Genomic DNA, 20,641 nt, shown 5'->3' on the forward strand with positions numbered 1-20,641 from the left:
ATTTTTCCCAGAGTTGCATATGCTAATATAACAGCATCAAACATAGGTAAGGTCCATGACACTTGACTGATCAGTGGACTTTGATCAACATTCATACACTCTCGAAAGGAGAAAATCATGAAAGCTTTAGAAACTATGATTCAGGACATGTTCCACAAAGACTGCGCAGCATGTACAGACCAGGAAGTATACGAAGCACTTCTCACATATACAAAGGAACAATTAGCCGCAAAGGGCTATCACGATGGCAAGAAAAAAATCTATTATATTTCTGCAGAATTCCTGATTGGAAAGCTTCTTTCCAACAATCTGATCAACCTTGGAATCTACGATGAGGTTGCAGAGTTCCTGAAAAAGAACGGCAAATCCTTAGCAGAAATTGAGTCTGTTGAACCGGAACCATCCCTTGGAAACGGCGGTCTTGGACGTCTGGCTGCATGTTTTCTGGACTCCATTGCAACACTTGGACTGCCAGGCGAAGGTATTGGACTGAACTATCATCTTGGACTTTTCAAACAGGTTTTTGAGGACAATCTTCAGCACGAAGTACCGAACCCATGGATCACTCCGGAGTCCTGGCTGAGTGCTACAGATGTGACTTATATGGTTCCATTCAGAGGCTTTTCCCTGAAATCTACCATGTACAATATTGACGTTGCCGGCTATGAAAATAAGGCCATCCGCCTTCGTCTTTTTGATATTGACCTGGCTGATGAGTCCATGGTTCACGACGGGATTACCTTTAATAAAAAAGACATCCTGCACAATCTGACACTGTTCCTGTATCCGGATGACAGTGACGAGGATGGACGCAAGCTTCGTGTTTACCAGCAGTATTTCATGGTAAGCAATGCAGCCCAGCTGATTCTGGACGAAGCAGTTTCTAAGGGAAGCAATCTTCATGATCTGGCTGATTATGCAGTGGTTCAGATCAACGATACACACCCAAGTATGATCATTCCGGAGTTTATCCGTCTCCTTGGCGAGCGCGGAATTGCCTTTGACGAGGCAGCTGAAATCGTTTCCCATGTATGCGCGTATACCAACCATACCATCCTTGCTGAGGCTCTTGAGAAATGGCCGATCCACTATCTGGAGGACATTGTTCCGCAGCTGGTTCCGATCATCCGCAAACTGGACGAGAAGGTAAAAGCAAAATATCCGGCTGAGAATCTTGCTATTATTGACAGCAATGACCTGGTTCACATGGCTCATATGGATATTCATTATGGCTTCTCCATCAACGGTGTTGCAGCCCTTCATACAGAGATCCTGAAGAACTCTGAGCTTCACCAGTTTTATGAGATCTATCCGGAAAAATTCAATAATAAGACCAATGGTATTACCTTCCGCCGCTGGTTAATGTATTGCAACCAGCCTCTTACCAAGTTTATTTCTTCTCTAATTGGAGATGGTTTTAAGAAGGATGCTGATGAACTGAAGAAGCTTCTGGCTTACAAGGATGACCAGAAAGTTCTGGATCAGCTTCTTGAGATCAAGACAAACGCAAAGAAGATCTGCAGGGATTTTGTACTGGAAAATACTGGTATTGAGATCGATGAGAACAGTGTTTTTGACATCCAGATCAAGAGACTTCATGAGTACAAACGCCAGCAGTTAAATGCCCTTTATATCATCTATAAATACCTGGAGATCAAGGGTGGAAAGAAACCAGAAAGACCGATCACCTTCATCTTTGGTGCAAAGGCAGCTCCTGCTTATTACATTGCAAAAGATATCATTCATCTGCTTCTGACTCTGGAAACTTTGATCCAGAATGATCCGGATGTAGCTCCTTATATGAAGCTTGTTATGGTAGAGAATTACAATGTCAGTGCTGCTGAAAAACTGATCCCAGCTTGTGATATTTCTGAGCAGATTTCCCTGGCTTCCAAGGAGGCAAGCGGTACTGGAAATATGAAATTTATGCTCAATGGTGCTGTTACTCTTGGCACTATGGATGGTGCAAATGTGGAGATCAGCGACCTGGTTGGCAAAGAAAATATCTATATCTTTGGCGAGTCCAGTGATGAAGTGATCAAGCATTATGAGAAGATGGATTACAATTCCAGAGCGATTTATGAGAGCGATGCTGACATTAAGAAGTATGTGGATTTCATTGTCAGCGAGCCGATGCTGAAGCTTGGCAAGGAAGAGCATCTGAGAAACTTCTATAATGAACTTCTGAATAAAGACTGGTTTATGACTTTGCTGGATCTGAAGGATTATATTAAGGTAAAGGATCAGGTGTTTGCGGATTATGAGGACCGCAATAACTGGGCTAAGAAGATGCTGGTGAATATTGGGGAGGCTGGATTCTTCTCCTCTGATAGGACGATTGCACAGTATAATAAAGATATCTGGCATTTGAACTAAAATAGAAAAAAATATATTCAAAACGGACACCGGGGAGAGGGTGTGCATTGCAGACAACGTCAAAAAAGACGATTTCGCTCCGCCGCCTATTGACAGCCGCATGAACAAATTCGCCCAAGGGCTCAGACAGTGTTCATGCGGCTGTCGCTATGCTCACGAAATCGCCTTTTTTGACTAACTGTCTGCAACGCACACCCTCTCCCCGTCTGACTTTCGCCAAATATCTCTTCCTGGCGGACTGTTTAGAATATATTATAAAAAGAGGATCTTAAATATCTTTATAGTATTGTGGAGAAATTACGTCACATTCTTTGCAGGTACAGCCATTGCGGTAGCCGTCACAGCAGTCGCTGCTGGAGCAGTACATGTGGGTGTCGTTGATGTAGAACAGACCGGCGTATTGGGCAGAAGTCCGGTAAGCTTTGGTCTGTTTTTTGTTGTCTGCGTAGTAGATGCCGTTGGAGATGAGCATGTTCTCCGGGGTGCAATCGGTGAAGTCAAAGTAGTCTGCCTGAATGCCGTGATTGGGGACTTTGACACACCAGTAATGTTCGTAAAGGGGAAGAGTGTCGTCATAGTTGGCAGCGATCATGTTCATGTACTTTTGTGGAATGTCACCGGTAAAAAGTACATTCATCTCACCGTCGTTTTTGCTTTGAAAGACCAGGCTGATCTTATTTTTGAACTGCCGGAGATGGATGTTTTCCTGCTCTAAAGCCTGGATCAGTTCTGCAATTTCCGGCTTTTCCCGCAGGTCACGGAACTCACATTCCAGGGCAAAGGCGTTGGTTTTCAAAGTATCGCAGACGATCTGACGGAGCTTTTCTGCGAAACTTTCCAATAGTGTCAGAGCTTCCTGGTACGTGCCTCTATTCTGCGCTTCGGTTTTCTCTTCAGATCCTATTTTTTTCAAACTCAATATATGTTTCAGTGCCGCCTGTGTTTCTTCTTCAATCACATTGCAATCTGGCCATAATGCCTGATATTTTCCTTCGAAAACATCTCCTCTTTTCAAAAATTCAATGTGCTGGGGCTGCTTCAGAAGGGCTTCTACGAAAGCATAAAGGCTGATCTGACGACTGGGAAGATAGGTATTTTTCAAAAGGTCCGATAGTAAAAGCAGGGTAAGTGTGCGGCTCATGGAAGGCTCTCTAAATACATCTGGAAGATAAATAGTGTTGAAATCATTGCTTCCTTTGTACTTTTTCAGCATGTAAAGAAGACCGGATATGTGGTCCAGATGAAAGTTGGTAAGCAGAAAGCTTTTGTGGGAAATTGTAGTAAAATCTGAGATGATCACGTCAAAAATATCGCTTCTCGGACGCCCGTCAATGCGGTTATTGCTGGTACCAAAATCTACTAATAAACTCCCCTTGCGGTCTTTCAGGCAAAAACAATCGCCGCAGCCTACATTATACATACGTACTTTCATTGTTGCTTCCTCCTTTTCCTTATATTAGCACAAAAATAAAACAGCGTAAACTTGCAAAATTGAGAATTTCCAATTACAATGGACGTTAGATTAAGGTTCAAAAAGGTGGAGCGTAACAACAGAACTACACAGGATTTACGAAAGGATTTTATAAGATGACAAAAGAAGAACTTGCTCTTGAAGTAATAGACCGGTTAAAAAAAGAATACCCGCTGGCAGACTGTACTCTTGATTATGATGAGGCCTGGAAGCTGCTGGTAAGTGTACGGCTGGCGGCACAGTGTACAGATGCCAGAGTCAATGTAGTAGTCCAGGATCTGTATGCAAAATATCCGGATGTAGCCGCACTTGCAGCTGCTGCTCCAGAAGAAATCGAGGCGATTGTAAAGCCTTGCGGACTGGGAAAAAGTAAAGCAAGAGATATCAGCGCCTGTATGAAAATCCTTCATGAAAAATACCACGACAATGTTCCCTGTGACTTCGATGCACTGCTTGCCCTCCCTGGCGTAGGACGTAAAAGTGCAAACCTGATCATGGGGGATGTGTTCGGAAAACCAGCTATTGTCACAGACACACACTGTATCCGTCTTACCAACCGGATCGGGCTTGTTGACGGTATCAAGGATCCTAAGAAAGTGGAAATGGCACTGTGGAAGATCATTCCGCCAGAAGAGGGAAATGACTTCTGCCACCGCCTGGTTAACCACGGACGGGAAGTCTGTACAGCACGAACAAAACCATATTGCGATAGATGTTGTTTGGCTGATATCTGCGCAAAAAATGGAGTAGACTAACCATAATTTTAAACTTGCATGTTCACGAAAAAAGGAAACATATTGCTTGAAATATCATAGCAAATATGCTTCCTTTTTTAGAGCATTTTTGAAAAGGCTTTCAGGCTCTAGTGCTGTTCTCCAACAATTTTTTTCAATACAAACATAAAAATCTTCTCAAACCCCACACTCACCGCAATGATCACAATGGTCCATGCAAACAGATCCGGGGTTTCCAGATAGACCTTGGCTTTGTATAGTTTTTCGCCGATGGAGCCAGTTGGAATACCGATCACCTCAGCTGCGATTCCCGCCTTCCAGCAAAGACCAAGTCCCAGTTTACAGGCAGTCACTGCATAAGGCATCACCTGGGAAAGATACACAAACTGCACCTTTTTCCCTACGCCTGCACCAAAGGAATCTGCCATTTCCAGAAGCTGTTTATCCGTCTGCCAGATGCCCTCCAGGATATTCGTATATACCACAGGAAAAACCATAAGAAACGAAATAAAAACAGATAAATTTCTGGACGGGATCCAGATTAAGCACAGAATAATAAACGAGGCAACCGGGGTAGCTTTTATGACAATGATCAAGGGTTCCATCAGCACTTCCACTGCAAAAAAGGCACAGGAAAGTGCGGCCAGAACAGTTCCCAGAACCAGTGCCAGGGAAAATCCCAGAATGATCCTTCCAAAACTAAATGCCACTGATTTCCAGAAATCCGTCCGTACGATCAGCTCCGTCAGCCTCTTTATAACAGAAACAGGAGATGCCAGAAGGATCTCCTGTTTCAACCACATACTGGCCAGCTGCCATATCATGATCCATACAGCAGCTGCCAGGATTTTATATAATGTACGATGTTTTTTGACGCGATCAGCGCTTGTAATAGAAGTCCTCATCTGGCAACTGGCCTCCGATGGTTTCCGGATTCTGCTCATTTAAGGTGTTCAGATAACCAGAAAGAATGGTCTGCATTTCGTCACCTTCCATGAATACAATGCTGCATTCCGGAATGGCTTTTGCTGCAACTTCTGCTGGAATAATATCGTGGTTTCCAATGATCTCAGCTGCGGCTTCTGTATCTGAATTTACAAATTCTACAGAAGCTTTATAGGCATCCATAAACGCATCTACATCTGCTTCATGCTCTTTCAGGTAATCATTTCTGGCAATCACAACACCGGTTACCAGCTTACTGCCATCTGTTACAGAAGACTCCCAAAGCTCATTCAGGTCAAGGGCTACACGAAGATTCTCATTCTTCATAAGTGCAGTAGTTACAAACGGCTGTGGAAGAAGACCCACTGCAGTCTGGTCTTCTGCAAGAGCCGCTACAACCTCTGCATGTTCAGATTTATATTCGATGGTGACATCCTTCTCCGGATCTAATCCATTGGACTCCAGGACTGAATTTAAGGCATACTCAGGAGTGGCACCTTTGCCGCTGGCGTAGATGGTTTTTCCCTTTAAATCTTCCACAGACTGGATGGAGTCACCGTTCTCTACCAGATAAAGAATACCCAGGGTATTAACTGCCAGAACACTGACATTTTTGTCTGTTTTCTGATACAAAACAGAGGCAAGATTGGAAGGAACTGCTGCCACATCCACCTGTCCCTGAACGATCATTGGAACGATCTCATCCGGGGATGCCACAATGGAAAAATCGTAATTTTCGTCATCAAGAAGCTGCGCCATTCCCATTGCGGTAGGACCTTTCATAGCTCCGATTTTCATTACAGAACCATCTGAATCCGTTTCATCTGCAGCTGCATCTGCTTCCTCTGCCTCTTCACCAGCGGCTTCTGTTTCCTCACTCTGCTCCTCTGCAAATACAATATCTGCACTTGCAATACTGCCTGTTAATGCTCCAACACCAAGTACTGCGGTCATAAGCCATGACAATGTTTTTTTCTTCATAAAACTTCCTTTCCGGATCTCGTCCCGATCCATTTCATAGGATTTGTTTTTGATTTGCTGCTGAGCTTTCTGCTGCTGTCATGCCTTATATTGTCTGAAAAAAAGTGCCAGACTGTCCAGTGCTTTTGCAAGAACAAGAGCCTCTTTTTCATCCAGTACCTCCAGTACTGCATCGGTCATCTTCCGGTGAAATTCTGCATGGTGATGATATGCTTTTCTTCCCTTCAAGGTAAGATGGATGAATACCACACGGCGGTCCTGTTCGCTTCTCTCTCTTGTAGTATAGCCTTTCTTTACCAGACTGTTCATGGAAGTCGTCAGGGAACCTACGGTAATATTCAGCTTGGCTGCAATGTCAGACATTTTATTTCCGCCAAGACCAACCGCCTCAATAATATGCATATCGTTGTTGGTGATATCCTTATATTCTTCCGTAATGATTGCCTGCTCTTCCAGCTCCATGATCTCGTTAAACAGATGCACCAGTACATCATTAATAACTTCTCTGTTCTCCACTCTTTTCTCTCCTATAATGGCCACTGTTCACCACATGACCAGCAGCCTATAATGTGACAACATTTCTGCAAAACGTTCAAGCAAATATTTACGGTAAGTATACCACAATTTCATATTTTTTTCTACAATTTTACAAATTTCTAAAACGATTATAGCGCTTATTCAGTAATTTTTCCAAATCAAAAGTACTGTAATCCTCCAGGAAAATACTGATCCGGCTCTTCAAAAGCTCCATGGTATCTGCCATATTTTCTCTGGTAAGAGGCTCTTTTTCCGGGATCATCTGTTCAATGATCCTAAGCTCTTTCAAGTCTGCCGCAGTCAGCTTCATTACTTCGGCAGCTTCCTTTGCTTTCGAGCTGTCCTTCCATAAAATAGAGGCAAACCCCTCCGGAGAAAGAATGGAGTAGATCGCATTTTCCATCATCCAGACTTCATCCCCGGCTGCAAGAGCAAGGGCTCCGCCGCTTCCTCCTTCTCCGATCACAATGGAAAGTATGGGGACTTTTAGTCCGGAAAGCTCAAACAGGTTCCGGGCGATTGCCTCTCCCTGTCCTCTTTCTTCTGCTTCCAGCCCACAAAAGGCTCCAGGAGTATCCACCAGGCAGATCACTGGCCTGTGGAACTTTTCTGCCTGTTTCATAAGGCGCAGGGACTTGCGGTAGCCTTCCGGGGAAACCATGCCAAAATTATGGGCGATATTCTCTCTTGTGCCGTTTCCTTTTTCCTGCACAAGAACAGTTACAGGCATTCCAGCGAAGTATGCAATTCCCCCTATGAGTGCCGGATCGTCGCCGAAAAGCCGGTCGCCGTGAAATTCTGTGAAGTAATCAAACAGCCATGGAAGGTAGTCTTTTCCTGTGGGACGTTCTTTGCTGCGGGCAAGGGAGACATGGTCCCAGGCGGATTTCTCTACGTTGCATTCTTTATCGTCAGTATCGTTCTGTGTTGTTCCAACTACGCTTCCCAGTTTCTTTTCTGCTTTTTTTCTCCGTTCATTGAGACCGCTTCCACAGTGCATTTTCAGGATTTTTGCCAGGGTTTCCTTCATGTCTTTTCGTTCTACGATCTGGTCGATAAAACCATGCTCCAGCAGAAATTCAGACCTCTGAAATCCTTTCGGAAGCATCTGCCGGATGGTCTGTTCAATGACTCTTGGACCTGCAAAACCGATCAGCGCATTTGGCTCTGCCAGGATAATATCTCCAAGCATGGCAAAGCTTGCAGTCACTCCGCCAGTAGTTGGATTGGTTAAAACACTGATGTAAAGAAGCCCTGCATCACTGTGTCTTTTTAATGCTGCGGAGGTCTTCGCCATCTGCATTAAAGATACAATTCCCTCCTGCATTCTGGCGCCGCCAGAGCATGCAAACAGGACCACCGGAAGCCGTTTTTCTGTGGCTTTTTCCACTGCTCTTGCAATCTTTTCGCCCACATTTTCCCCCATGCTTGCCATGAGGAAACGGCTGTCACACACCCCAAGAGCTACCGGAACTCCGCCGATCTCTGCCTTTCCAGTCACAATTGCTTCATCAAGACCTGTCTTTTCCTGAAGCTTTTTCACCTTTTCTTCGTAGCCTTTGTAGGACAGCGGATTACTTACAGACATTACCGGATCCCACTCTTCAAAGGTTCCTTCATCTGCCAACATTTCGATTCTACGCCTTGCATGAACCCGGAAATAATTGCCGCAATGAGGGCAGATATAGGCATTCTTTTTCACCTCATCTACAAAAACAGCCGCCTTGCAGGCGTTGCATTTCTTCAGCATACCATCTGGTACTTCCGGTCTTATTTCCTTTTCTGCATTTGCAGATCTGTTTGCAATTGTACGTTTAAAGGCATATCTAAGCTTCATTTACCTTCACTCCTCCGATCTGGTGGCTTTCCAGAAAACCGATATCAAATTCGCCTTTCTGATAGTCCGGATCGTTCATAATTTCAAACTGATAGTCTACATTTGTATCAACGCCCTGGATGATCACTTCTCCAAGAGCACTTTTCATTTTTGCAATTGCTTCCTCCCGGTTATCGCCATGCACGATCAGCTTGGCAAGCATGGAATCGTAGTACGGCGGGATCTGATAACCACTGTAGATTCCCGTATCCACACGGATTCCCTGACCGCCTGGAAGATGCAGATCTGTAATGGTTCCAGGTGACGGGCGGAAGTTTTTCCATGGATTTTCCGCATTGATGCGGCACTCAATGGCATGTCCCTGAATGCGGATATCCTTCTGGGAAAAGGCTAAGGGTTCCCCGGATGCAATCTTTAGCTGTTCTTTTACCAGATCCAGTCCGGTCACCCATTCTGTCACCGGATGCTCCACCTGAATACGGGTATTCATCTCCATAAAGTAGAATTTTCCAGTCTTTTCAAGAAGGAATTCAATGGTTCCGGCGTTCACATAATGGGCTGCTTTTGCAGCCTTCACAGCCGCAATTCCCATCTCTTTTCGCAGATCTTCTGACACTGCCATAGACGGAGATTCCTCGATCATTTTCTGGTGGTTTCTCTGAATGGAACAATCCCTTTCCCCAAGGTGTACTACATTTCCCTGGCTGTCTGCAAGGATCTGAAATTCAATATGTCTTGGATGCTCCACAAAGTGCTCGATATACATGGTTCCGTCCCCAAATGCGATCTGGGATTCCTTCTGGGCAGTGAGAAATGCCAGTTCAAATTCCTCTGGGGAAAACGCAGTCCGCATCCCTTTTCCACCGCCTCCAAGAGCTGCTTTTATAATGACAGGATAGCCAATCTGAGCTGCTTTTTCAGCTCCTGTTTTTGCGTCCAGAATAGCCTCTTCTGTTCCAGGAATGACAGGTACTCCGGCTGCCATCATGGTATTTCTGGCAATCTGCTTGTTTCCAAGATTCTGGATCACCTGGGATGGCGGTCCTACGAAAGTAATGCAGCACTGCTCACAGATCTGGGCAAATCTGGCATTTTCGGATAAGAAACCAAAGCCGGGATGTATGGCATCTGCACCAGAGATCATAGCCGCACTGATAATGCTTTCCATATTCAGATAGCTTCCGGCGGAAGGTCCAGGGCCAATACAGATGGCTTCGTCTGCAAGCTGTGTATGCAGGCTTTCCTTGTCTGCTTCAGAATAGACTGCCACAGCTTCTATTCCCATTTCCCTGCATGCCCGGATGATCCTTACTGCAATTTCTCCACGGTTGGCAATTAATAACTTTCTGATCATAATTTTACCCTTCTAAGTGTCATTTTCTGGCTTAGAACAAGCCCTCAAATTATATTGAAAAAAGATTTCTTTCATACACTTAATAGTCTTCAGAAACACCCTAGCCTACCATAAATGTAAGCTCTGCCTTCACAACAACCTTTCCATCCACCGTCGCAACAGCCTCGCCAACGCCCATTGGGCCTTTCTGTTTGATGACCCGCATTTCCAGCTTCATTTTATCTCCAGGCTGTACTTTTCCTTTAAAACGGCACTTGTCAATGCCTCCAAAATAAGCGATCTTGCCTTTGTTTTCCGGCTTGGAAAGGATGGCTACGGCTCCTGTCTGTGCCAATGCTTCTACGATGAGCACACCTGGCATTACCGGTTCCTGGGGAAAATGTCCTTTGAAAAAATCCTCACGGAAGGTGACGCATTTGTAGCCTACTGCAAACTCTCCCGGTTCATAATCTTCGATGTAATCCACCAGTAAAAATGGGTGACGGTGAGGAAGGATTTCCTCGATCTGTTTTATATTTAAATGATTCATATCTGCTCCTATTTTTGTTTCTCAGCGAACAACAAATAACGGCTGTCCGTACTCCACTGGCTGCCCGTTTTCTACCAGAATTTCTGCAACTTCTCCGTCAAAATCGCTCTCAATCTCATTCATCAGCTTCATGGCTTCTACAATAGCCAGAACCTGTCCTTTTTTTACTTTATCCCCTGTTTTTACAAAGGCTGGGGCGTCTTCAGACGGGGCTGCATAGAAGGTTCCAACAAGCGGGGATTTTACAATATTTCCTTCTGGTTCCTCAGTAGAAGATGGAGCAGCTGTGTTCTGGACTGTTTTTGCAGATGATGGAACGGTACTATTGGGAACTGTTTCCGAGGTAGGGGAAACAGTACTATTTTTGACTGTTTCAGTACCAAATACGGCACTGTTTTGCATCATTCCAGGTACGATTACCGGAGCAATTTTATTATTTAAAGTGAGCTTTAAGCCATCACCTTCATAGCAAAAAGACTCCAAATGAGAAGCTGAGACATGATCTACAAGCTTCAAAATCTGTTCAAATTCCATTCTATTTTCTCCTTTTCCAGCAGATTATCTCTCTTTTTCTGCTGCAAAATCTTATATTTTCAAAAGCCAGACAGTCTCTAGCATTTACTCATACTTTTTCATCAAAAGAACTGCATTGTGTCCGCCAAATCCCAGGGAATTGCTCATGGCATATTTTACTTCCTGCTCCCTTGGTCCGGCAATGCAATAATCAAGATCCAGCTCCTCTTCTGTCTCCCTGGTGCCTACTGTCTGATGGATAAATCCTTCTTCAATTGACTTGACACAGACAACTGCTTCTACCCCTCCGGCAGCGCCTAAAAGGTGTCCAATCATCGACTTTGTGGAGTTGATCTTCACCTTTTTCGCAGCGTCTCCAAGGGCTGCTTTAATGGCTCTTGTTTCAAAAAGATCGTTGTGGTGGGTACCAGTTCCATGTGCATTGATATAGTCGACTTCTTCCGGCTGTACCCCTGCTTCTTTCATGGCATCTGTCATAGCTCTGGCAGCTCCGCTGCCGTCTTCAATAGGAGACGTAATGTGATAAGCATCCGCAGTTGCACCGTAGCCAACTATCTCTGCATAGATCTTTGCGCCGCGGGATTTTGCATGCTCAAGCTCCTCCAGAACCACTACTCCGGCGCCTTCTCCAATCACAAAACCGCCTCTTTCTTTATCAAAAGGAATAGATGCGCGGTATGGATCCTGGCTGGTGCTAAGAGCGGTAAGATTGGTGAATCCTGCTACACCAACCGGGGTGATTGCACCTTCTGTTCCACCTGCGATCATAACCTCTGCATCCCCGTACTGGATAGCCCGAAAGGCGTCTCCAATGCAATGTGTTCCTGAGGCACAGGCTGTCACTACATTGGTACATTTTCCTCTTGCGCCTGTGGCAATGGACACGTTTCCGGCAGCCATATTGCTAATCATTTTAGGTACAAGAAGAGGATCCACCTTGGATGGGCCACGCTGGATCAGCCTCTGATCTGCAGCTTCCATAGCCTGAAGACTACCGATTCCGGAACCTACGATCACGCCCACACGGAAGGGATCTTCTTTTTCCATCTCGATTCCGGCATCTGCCATAGCTTCCTTAGAAGCCACAACTGCGTACTGGGAAAAAAGCTCCATTCGCTTTGCAGATTTGAAATCCATGTAATCTTTTGGATTGAAATCCTTCACCTCTGCAGCCAGCTTTACCTTAAAATCAGTGGTGTCAAATTTGGTAATTTCACCGATTCCAACCTTGCCTACTTTCACATTTTTCCAGAAGGTTTCCACATTATTTCCAATAGGAGTGACTGCACCAAGTCCTGTCACTACTACACGTCTTTTGCTCATAACATTCCTCCATCTACACACAAAACCTGTCCTGTAATATACTTCGCTTCCGGAGATGCCAGGAATGCCACAGCCTTCGCCACATCCTCCGGTTCGCCAAAGGTTCCCATGGGGATATTTTTCAACGTTTCCTCTTTTACCTTATCAGAAAGTACATCTGTCATGTCCGTTCTGATAAAGCCAGGAGCAATGGCATTTACGGTAATTCCCCTTGACGCAAGCTCCTTTGCAGCCGTCTTTGTAAGACCGATCACACCGGCTTTTGAGGCTGCATAGTTGGCTTGTCCCGGGTTTCCGCCAATACCAACTACAGATGCCATATTCACAATACGGCCATTTCTCTGCTTCAGCATCTGTCTTGCCACATGACGAATGCAGTTAAAGGTTCCTTTCAGATTTGTGTCCACAACCTTACAGAAATCATCTTCATTCATTGCCATCAGAAGCCCGTCTTTTGTGATTCCAGCGTTATTTATCAGGATGTCGATTCTTCCATATGTCTTTACTGTTTCTTTGATAAAAGCAGCACAGGCATCAAAATCAGCCACGTTACACTGGCCGATTTCAGCCTCTCCACCCTGGGAAATAATTTCAGCTTTTACTGCTTCTGCTTTCTCTTTTGAGCCATTATAATTGATGATTACGAACGCACCTTTTGCGGCAAGTTCAAGGGCAATGGCTCTTCCAATCCCACGAGAAGCCCCTGTTACAATTGCAATCTTTTTCTCTGCATTCATGCTCTTTTTACTCCTGTCACTTAGATAAATCTACTTACTTTTTATCTTTCTCCACTGCAAAAAATATGCAGCAAACAATCTATTTTCTATCTAGATCCTCTGTTATCCATAATCTCTGGAAGCAATTCCAGATCTTCCACCTTCTGAATATTATAAGTCTTTGCATCTGGTGCAATTTTCTTCATAAAACCAGTTAAAGTCTTTCCAGGACCAATCTCCACAAAGGTATCCACGCCATCTTCCAGCATCTTTTCCACGCTTTGCTGCCAACGAACCGAGGAAGAAATCTGCTTTGCGAGAAGGTCTTTTGTCTCCTTGAAATCTGTCACATACTGTGCCGTTACATTGGTTACATAAGGGATTTTCAGACTGGAAAATTCCACTTTTGACAGCTCTTTTTCCAGTTCTTTTCCTGCATTCTGAAGCATGGATGAATGAAACGGTCCACTTACTGTAAGAGGAAGAACCCGTCTTGCCCCTGCCTCCTTCAGCTTCACAGAAGCCTCTTCTACCGCAGCTTTTGGACCAGTGATCACAATCTGTCCAGGACAGTTATAGTTGGCAATTTCTGCTTTCATCCCACCAAGAACTGCCTGGATCTTATCTGCATCCAGTCCCATAACAGCTGCCATGGAACCCTCTCCGGCAGGTACTGCCTGCTCCATAAGAATTCCCCTTTTTCGAACAGTTGTTATGGCATCCTGCACACTCATTCCCCCAGAAACGGCGATGGCGCAATACTCTCCAAGGCTTAATCCTGCTGTCACATCCGGACAAAGGCCATATTCTTCTACTACTTTTTCCATAGCCAGACAAGTTGTTACCAGTGCTGCCTGAGTGTACTCTGTAAGGTTTAATCTGTCATTTTTTTCAAAGCAAAGCGCTTTCATATCAAGGGAAAGCCACTGGCTTGCCTGGTCAAAAATCTCACGGGCAGATGGGAATTTTTCATAAAAATCCTGTCCCATTCCTGTCTTCTGGGCTCCCTGTCCAGGGAAAAGAAATGCTGTTTTACTCATAGATTTTTGTTCCTTTCAACAGCTCATCGGTCTCTTTTACAAGCTTCTGGATCAGGTCGTGACAGCTCATCTGTTCCTTCACAAGACCGGCACTCTGGCCTGCCATCACACTTCCCATTTTTACATCACCGTCCACAACTGCACGGCGTAGGCTGCCAAGTGTCATCTGTTCCAGTTCCTCAAAAGGTACTCCCTCTGCCTCTTTTTTCAGGTATTCCTTTGTCATCTGATTGCGAAGGGCACGCACCGGATGACCTGTGGAACGACCTGTTACTTTTGTATCAATATCCTTTGCTTTCAGGATCATATCCTTGTAATTCTGATGTGCCCAGCACTCTGTGGTAGCTACAAAATGGGTTCCCATCTGGACTGCTTTTGCCCCCAGCATAAAGGCGGCTGCGATTCCTCTTCCATCTGCAATTCCGCCAGCTGCAATCACTGGAATGTTTACGGCATCCACGATCTGAGGTACCAGAACCATGGTGGTTGTTTCGCCGATATGACCGCCGGATTCGCATCCCTCTGCCACTACAGCGTCAGCACCACAGCGCTCCATTCGCTTTGCATGAGCCACAGAAGCAATCACCGGAATGATCTTAACTCCTGCTTCTTTCCACATTTTCATGTACTTTTCAGGATTTCCTGCACCGGTTGTAACCACCGGAACTTTTTCCTCTACGATCACCTGTGCGATCTCATCTGCATATGGGCTCATCAGCATAATGTTGACGCCGAATGGCTTATCTGTAAGTTTTTTTACCTCACGTACCTGCTGGCGTACCCAGTCTGCGGGAGCGCTTGCAGCTCCGATCAGTCCCAGACCACCGGCAGCGGAAACAGCTGCTGCAAGGTGATATTCTGCCACCCATGCCATTCCTCCCTGGATGATCGGGTATTCAATTCCAAGTAATTCTGTCACTTCTGTTTTCATGAAATTCTCCATTCTGTATATCCACAAATGTAATTACTGACGGTTCTGAAGATAGTTTTCTACATCACCGATAGTCTTAATATTTTCAAGATCCTCTGTGGGAATCTCTACCTCGAATTCCTCTTCCAGTGCCATTACCATCTCAAAAAGGTCCAGGGAATCTGCTCCCAAATCTTCTTTAAAAGAGGTTTCTGCTGTCATGGTGTTTACATCTGCTCCTAATGAATCTGCTGCGATTTCTTTGATTTTTTCTAACATTTTTTGTTCTCCTTATTTCGATTTTTTAATTTGTTTTTTTCCTATTTATTTATGATTCAAAGCCTTTTTTCAGCTTGAATTACTTGATTATTTCCAGCCGAAATATAATTTTATGCCTGGCAGAATTTCAGCCAGTCAAATTATAATCTGCTTTTTACCACCTCATCAGGCTTGCCCCATAGGTAAGTCCGCCTCCAAATCCCGCAAGAACGATCCAGTCTCCCGGATTCAATTTTCCTCTTTTTTTCCATTCATCCAGCAAAAGCGGAATACTTGCAGATGAAGTATTTCCCAGTCTTTCTATGTTCATGGGATACTTTTCCAAAGGTTCTTTCATGTGCTTTGCCACAGAAGAAACGATTCTCTGATTTGCCTGATGAAGCATGTAAAAGCGGATCTCATCTTTCGTTTTTCCTGCTTTTTCCAGGACCTCGAAGATCACTTCCGGCACTTTGGAAACTGCAAATTTGAACACTTCTTTTCCATCCATCTGCATGTAGGAAGCGGAAATATCGGCGTCTTTTTCTGCAAATTCCGGCTGGTTCCGGCTGGTACAGGTAAGGGCTTCTCCACCTTTTCCAATGGAATGCGTGGCCTGAACATAGACCGCATCTTCTTCTGCTTCTAACACCACAGCACCGGCTCCATCCCCGAACAATACACAGGTGCTCCGGTCCTGCCAGTTGGTCAGATGGGAAAGAACTTCAGCCCCGATCACCAGAGCCCTTTTGTAAATCTGCTGTCCAAGATATGCCTGAGCTGTATTTAAAGCCAGGAGAAATCCGGTACAGGCACTGTTCAGATCAAAGCAGGTAGCATTAACTGCGCCGATCAGCTTCTGCACTTCACAGGCTGCACAGGGCATGATCCTCTCGGCGGACATTGTTGATACCAGGATCAGATCAATCTCTTCCGGTCTCACTTCTGCATCTCTCAGCGCTTCCCCAGCTGCTCTGGCTGCCATGTAAGCAACCGTCTCTCCCCGGCTTGCAATGTGCCGCTGTCCAATTCCGGTCCGTCCCCGGATCCATTCATCACTTGTCTCCATCATGTGGGACAGCTTGGCATTGTCCCACACCTGAACCGGTCTATAGGAACCGGTCCCTTTTATTTTTCCAACCATAATACCTCCAGGTATGTTGTACTTTCTTTATTTGTTTTTGATTTAAAATAGTTTGATTATCAAAGTATATCATATTTTTTCTGTTTGTCAATAGAAAAAAATACTGCCTGAATCAGATTCTTTTCTGACTCAAACAGTATTTCCACTTTTTCATTATATATCTGGAAGCGCGGCTTCAGCTCCAGACTATTTCTTCACCCGGACCTTACAGGTCACTTTTTTACTTCCTGACTTAACTGTAATGACCGTGGTTCCTTTCTTTTTCGCAACGATTTTTCCTTTGGAATTTACGGTTGCAACCTTTGGATTGGAACTCTTGTAGGTTACCTTCTGCTGGCTGGTGACGGGCTTGATGGTTACCTTTAGCTGGAAGGTTTTGCCCTTCTTGGCCAGAACCACGCTTCGTTTATTCAAGGATAAACCTGTAGTTTTTACAATGCCCTTCTGGACTTTTACATAAAAAGCCGTGCGGCTTCCATTGGTGTATGTGACCGTAACGGTTGTCTTTCCGGCTTTTTTTCCTACGATTTTTCCTCTTTTAGATACAGCCGCAATCCGCTTGTTTGAGGTTCTGACCTTCTTTATTTTTCCAGTGGGTTTATAGGACTGTCCAACCTGCAACGTAAGAGAAACAGGAGCAGCAGTGGGCGCCGGTGTCTTGACTGGCACTGGAGTTGCCGTTGGTTTCGGCACTGCAGTTGGCTTTGGCGTCGCAGTCGGCTTTGGCGTCGCAGTCGGCGCTGGCGTCGCAGTTGGCTTTGGCGTCGCAGTCGGCGCTGGCGTCGCAGTCGGCTTTGGCGTCGCAGTCGGCACCGGCGTCGCAGTCGGCACCGGTGTATTGGTTAGAATCGGCATCACAGTAGGCGTTGGTGTCATCTCTTCCTCTTTTTCCCCATACCCTCTTTCCGCCAGTTCCGGCAAAATAAATATCGGGGAACTTCCTCCGCTTGATGATGTGGAAAAGCTTCTATATTCCACCCTTTCTTCCCCAATGAGGATAGATTGTCCCATAGACTGCCTTCCTACAAGCAGGTACCGTGTAGACGCCTCCGTGCCAATGTCATCCCAGGTGGCATCCACTAAATACCACTTGCCGTCCTCCATCTGGATGTAATTCCACATATGCGCACCAGGTGTCCCATATGCAGTTCCCTTTGCAGTTCCGCTGACGCAGGCACAATTGAGTCCCATATAATCGCAGAGAATCTTCATAGACTTGGCATAGCCTTCGCAGACAAACGCAGGATCTTCGTCCAGAAAAAGAGAGGCTGCGGTGTGAACCCACATAGTACTGTTATTTCTGTACGACACTTTCTGGCAGATATAGTCATGAACGGCCTTCACTTTCTGCTGTCTGGTCATCCCTGCAGTACGCGCATTTAATTCCTGGACCGTCTTCTGCACAGACGCCATAAAATCGTTCATTTTCCAATGGGCTCCCTCAGCAATCTCCCGCGACTCCGGGTTAAAGCTATATCCGTAAAAAGTGGCCCGATATCCCGTGGAAGAGGTGTCGTCCGAAGTACAGCTGATTCGGTATCCATAGCTTCCGCCTCTGAACCAGAATGCCTGTGGATAATCATAGGAAAAAGCGTCCGAAGCCGCCTGTATTGCACCGCTTACTTTGCTTTTCGCTGATTCGTACTCTTCCCCTGTTTTCTGAAAAGCTCCATCTTCTACTACCGCCTCAAAGGAAATGCTTTCCGGAAGTTCAAAAGAAATAGTCAGATTATCCAAATGCTGGCTATACTCTGTCACATAATTCTGGACCATTAAATTATAAAGCTGCCTGGCATCCCCATCCAGCTGCGCGCCATAGCTGTCCGTGTAGGTTTCCAGGGAAAACAGGCGGATGCCAGTGTCGCCGGCCGCGGATGCAAGGGCTCCGGAGGTAACAGTGCCAGAGTCTTCTGTTATATCCTGCGCAATTACCAATGCAGGGCATCCCAAAACAAGCACCAGAACAGCAAATACAATTGAAACAAAGTAACTTATTTTTTTCATTTAGCAGTACCCCTTTTTATAGTGCTTTTCCGAAAATTATATATTGATAAATACATGCGCTGCATAAAAGAAGTCCACTTCCCAAAGCGATCTGATAATATCGTAATTTTGAAATTCTGACATTTATCTTATTGTTCCATACTGCATATGCAAATGGCAAAACCAAGGGCAGATAATACCTTGTCTGAACGCCCTTTATACTGCCCGCGCCAATAGGTGTAAACGCCAGATACATAGCAAGCCAGATAAGAATAACTGATAAAACCACACCTGCTATACATGTTTTTCTAAAGATTTTAATGTTCTGGAAGGACTCCGGTTCCCCTTGTGGTTTCACCAAAAAGATAAGCAATAAAAGCGGCAAAAGGATCAATGCCCATACTTCCTTTAGCGTTCCAAGTACATACAGATTTAAAAACATCTGGTTACAGATCAAGATTGTATTTTCTGCTCCATCTCCAAAATTCCGGAAATTATCTAAAGCGCAAATGTCCCGAATAAACATTTTTAAAGCAGCTATAGGATGATGGATCATGCTCAGAATCTGTCCAGCCATACCAGTATTCCCACCACGTGTATCACCGCCATAAGACAGATTTCCTTCTATCATATTCCTTACCAATGGCTGGAATTTCATTACCAGTATTCCGACCATCACAAGACATAGAAAACATAAAATACCTGTTCCTATGCGCTTTTTCATTTTTGTATTTAGACACACATTTATTCTTCTCCAGATTACAGGAAGCAATAACAAAAATACGGGAAAATATACGGGTTTGATAATACAGCCGCATCCAAAAAGCACTGCCGAAAAAAGAATATTCAAAAGATTTTCCTTTTCTATTTCGTTTACACAAAGCACTGTTCCTAATGTGATAAAGGAAAAACAGATCCCATCATAAGTATACATACTGCTTTGAAATATGACAGTTGGCATCATGCCAATTACTGCAATCAAAACTTTTTTTCGCCGTGCCAATATAATTGCTAAAATATTCAACAGGACACAAAAAACAAGATTTCCAAGTCTTCCCAGAATATAAGCATTCGCATAGGAAAGACCAATTTTTTCTCCAAAATGATATGCTAAGATCATTGGGAAATAGGAAATATAATTTTTCAATGATCCTGTGGAATTATATACATAGTCACCGCTTTCCGCTTTTTTATTCAGATATCTTTTAATCAGATAACTTTCCTCTGCTGTATTTACAGCATACCAGCCCTTACGTGAAAAGCTTTTTTTAACAGCTGAATTAGCACTAACCTGAGAGGAAAAACTGGCATTATGGACGACAGAATAATGTGCTTCCTCGTCCCACGTAACCGCATATGGCCCAGCCATTACAGAAATCAGACTGCCAAATCCCAGCGCTGCGATCATATAAAACACCCAGGTTTTTTCTACGATCAATTTCTTCTCAAATAATATCAATAGTATTAAAAATACCACTAAAACATTAAAGAAAATGCGGTATTTATTTAAAGAAAATTCATTTGAACAGGAAATGCCAGTAAATTGGATCTCAGATGGATCTGTAAGAGTTATCTGAATTTGCTTAACTTTTTTATTAATATTTGTAAATGCAGATTTCAACTCTTTAAACATATAGTCCTTTATTTCCAGAACTTCCTCTGCACCAAAATCATTTATTATTACCAAACTGATATTATATGCACTTTTCTTTTTTGCGGTTCCATGCAATATCAGCTTTTTCATATAAATTGGTTCTGCAAACTCGCTTTGATAAATTGCCTTCTCCTCTGTAGAAGGTGCAATATCCATGATTGTAATGGAACTATATCCTTCTGTAAGTGCATGATAATTAAAAGCAAGCTCCAGCAATAACGCAACCGCAACTGCAACCAGGATTTCGACAGCCAGATGAATTACCTGCTTTCTTCTATCTGTTTTTGCATTTATATTATTGCTAATCATTTTTCC

The 20,641-nt window shown here is 44.4% G+C and carries 18 protein-coding genes; 2 read left to right on the forward strand and 16 right to left on the reverse strand.

All coding sequences use genetic code 11. The features are described 5' to 3' along the window. Positions 1-117 precede the first annotated feature (117 nt). Positions 118-2,376, forward strand: coding sequence for a glycogen/starch/alpha-glucan phosphorylase (locus tag ACTQ50_RS08110; RefSeq protein WP_441483772.1), 2,259 nt, complete (start codon positions 118-120; stop codon positions 2,374-2,376). A gap of 268 nt (positions 2,377-2,644) precedes the next feature. On the opposite strand, the gene ACTQ50_RS08115 is transcribed toward ACTQ50_RS08110, so the two are convergent. Next, positions 2,645-3,808 carry a hypothetical protein gene (locus ACTQ50_RS08115; RefSeq protein ID WP_441483773.1) on the reverse strand — a complete coding sequence of 388 codons (1,164 nt, stop codon included), beginning with the start codon at positions 3,806-3,808 and terminating at the stop codon, positions 2,645-2,647. A 155-nt stretch (positions 3,809-3,963) separates the two neighbouring features. Here ACTQ50_RS08115 and ACTQ50_RS08120 point away from each other — a divergent pair, with 155 nt between their 5' ends. After that, positions 3,964-4,602 carry an endonuclease III domain-containing protein gene (locus tag ACTQ50_RS08120; protein WP_441483774.1) on the forward strand — a complete coding sequence of 213 codons (639 nt, stop codon included), beginning with the start codon at positions 3,964-3,966 and terminating at the stop codon, positions 4,600-4,602. A 107-nt stretch (positions 4,603-4,709) separates the two neighbouring features. Here ACTQ50_RS08120 and ACTQ50_RS08125 read toward each other — a convergent pair whose 3' ends face one another. The 15 genes from ACTQ50_RS08125 to ACTQ50_RS08195 all read right to left on the reverse strand — a co-directional run bounded on the left by ACTQ50_RS08125 (position 4,710) and on the right by ACTQ50_RS08195 (position 20,635). Continuing rightward, positions 4,710-5,486 carry an ABC transporter permease gene (locus ACTQ50_RS08125; RefSeq protein ID WP_441483775.1) on the reverse strand — a complete coding sequence of 259 codons (777 nt, stop codon included), beginning with the start codon at positions 5,484-5,486 and terminating at the stop codon, positions 4,710-4,712. Beyond that, positions 5,461-6,507 carry an ABC transporter substrate-binding protein gene (locus ACTQ50_RS08130; RefSeq protein ID WP_441483776.1) on the reverse strand — a complete coding sequence of 349 codons (1,047 nt, stop codon included), beginning with the start codon at positions 6,505-6,507 and terminating at the stop codon, positions 5,461-5,463. The genes ACTQ50_RS08125 and ACTQ50_RS08130 overlap by 26 nt, the downstream gene beginning before the upstream one ends. A 78-nt stretch (positions 6,508-6,585) precedes the next feature. Continuing rightward, on the reverse strand, positions 6,586-7,023 hold the full coding sequence (locus tag ACTQ50_RS08135; protein WP_331469443.1) for a transcriptional regulator, SarA/Rot family: 438 nt from the start codon (positions 7,021-7,023) through the stop codon (positions 6,586-6,588). Between the two features lie 130 nt (positions 7,024-7,153). Further along, positions 7,154-8,881, reverse strand: a complete 1,728-nt coding sequence (gene accD / locus ACTQ50_RS08140) for an acetyl-CoA carboxylase, carboxyltransferase subunit beta (protein ID WP_441483777.1) — start codon at positions 8,879-8,881, stop codon at positions 7,154-7,156. Beyond that, the gene (locus ACTQ50_RS08145; protein ID WP_441483778.1) at positions 8,871-10,235 is read right to left on the reverse strand and encodes an acetyl-CoA carboxylase biotin carboxylase subunit; all 1,365 of its coding nucleotides are present in this window, start codon (positions 10,233-10,235) and stop codon (positions 8,871-8,873) included. The genes accD and ACTQ50_RS08145 overlap by 11 nt, the downstream gene beginning before the upstream one ends. Positions 10,236-10,335: 100 nt before the next feature. Beyond that, entirely contained in the window at positions 10,336-10,764 is a 429-nt protein-coding gene (gene fabZ / locus ACTQ50_RS08150) for a 3-hydroxyacyl-ACP dehydratase FabZ (RefSeq protein WP_441483779.1), read from the reverse strand. A 21-nt stretch (positions 10,765-10,785) separates the two neighbouring features. Next, complete coding sequence (gene accB / locus ACTQ50_RS08155; protein WP_441483780.1) at positions 10,786-11,298, reverse strand: acetyl-CoA carboxylase biotin carboxyl carrier protein; 513 nt, start codon at positions 11,296-11,298, stop codon at positions 10,786-10,788. Between the two features lie 84 nt (positions 11,299-11,382). After that, positions 11,383-12,621: a beta-ketoacyl-ACP synthase II gene (gene fabF / locus ACTQ50_RS08160; protein WP_441483781.1), complete on the reverse strand. Its 1,239-nt coding sequence runs from the start codon at positions 12,619-12,621 to the stop codon at positions 11,383-11,385. Continuing rightward, positions 12,618-13,358: a 3-oxoacyl-[acyl-carrier-protein] reductase gene (fabG, locus tag ACTQ50_RS08165; protein ID WP_441483782.1), complete on the reverse strand. Its 741-nt coding sequence runs from the start codon at positions 13,356-13,358 to the stop codon at positions 12,618-12,620. The genes fabF and fabG overlap by 4 nt, the downstream gene beginning before the upstream one ends. A gap of 86 nt (positions 13,359-13,444) precedes the next feature. After that, on the reverse strand, positions 13,445-14,377 hold the full coding sequence (gene fabD, locus ACTQ50_RS08170; protein WP_441483783.1) for an ACP S-malonyltransferase: 933 nt from the start codon (positions 14,375-14,377) through the stop codon (positions 13,445-13,447). After that, a complete protein-coding gene (gene fabK, locus ACTQ50_RS08175; RefSeq protein ID WP_441483784.1) occupies positions 14,370-15,308 on the reverse strand; it encodes an enoyl-[acyl-carrier-protein] reductase FabK in 939 nt (312 codons plus the stop codon). Before fabK ends, fabD begins: the two co-directional genes overlap by 8 nt. Before the next feature lie 33 nt (positions 15,309-15,341). Continuing rightward, positions 15,342-15,566: an acyl carrier protein gene (gene acpP / locus ACTQ50_RS08180; protein WP_441483785.1), complete on the reverse strand. Its 225-nt coding sequence runs from the start codon at positions 15,564-15,566 to the stop codon at positions 15,342-15,344. Between the two features lie 154 nt (positions 15,567-15,720). Beyond that, positions 15,721-16,689 carry a beta-ketoacyl-ACP synthase III gene (locus ACTQ50_RS08185; protein WP_441483786.1) on the reverse strand — a complete coding sequence of 323 codons (969 nt, stop codon included), beginning with the start codon at positions 16,687-16,689 and terminating at the stop codon, positions 15,721-15,723. 186 nt (positions 16,690-16,875) lie between these two features. After that, positions 16,876-18,693 carry an Ig-like domain-containing protein gene (locus tag ACTQ50_RS08190; protein WP_441483787.1) on the reverse strand — a complete coding sequence of 606 codons (1,818 nt, stop codon included), beginning with the start codon at positions 18,691-18,693 and terminating at the stop codon, positions 16,876-16,878. A 16-nt stretch (positions 18,694-18,709) separates the two neighbouring features. Further along, positions 18,710-20,635, reverse strand: a complete 1,926-nt coding sequence (locus ACTQ50_RS08195) for a DUF2142 domain-containing protein (protein WP_441483820.1) — start codon at positions 20,633-20,635, stop codon at positions 18,710-18,712. Positions 20,636-20,641: the final 6 nt, after the last annotated feature.

This window comes from Blautia sp. Sow4_E7 (assembly GCF_052116245.1).
In the GTDB taxonomy this organism is placed as follows: Bacteria; Bacillota; Clostridia; order Lachnospirales; family Lachnospiraceae; genus Blautia_A.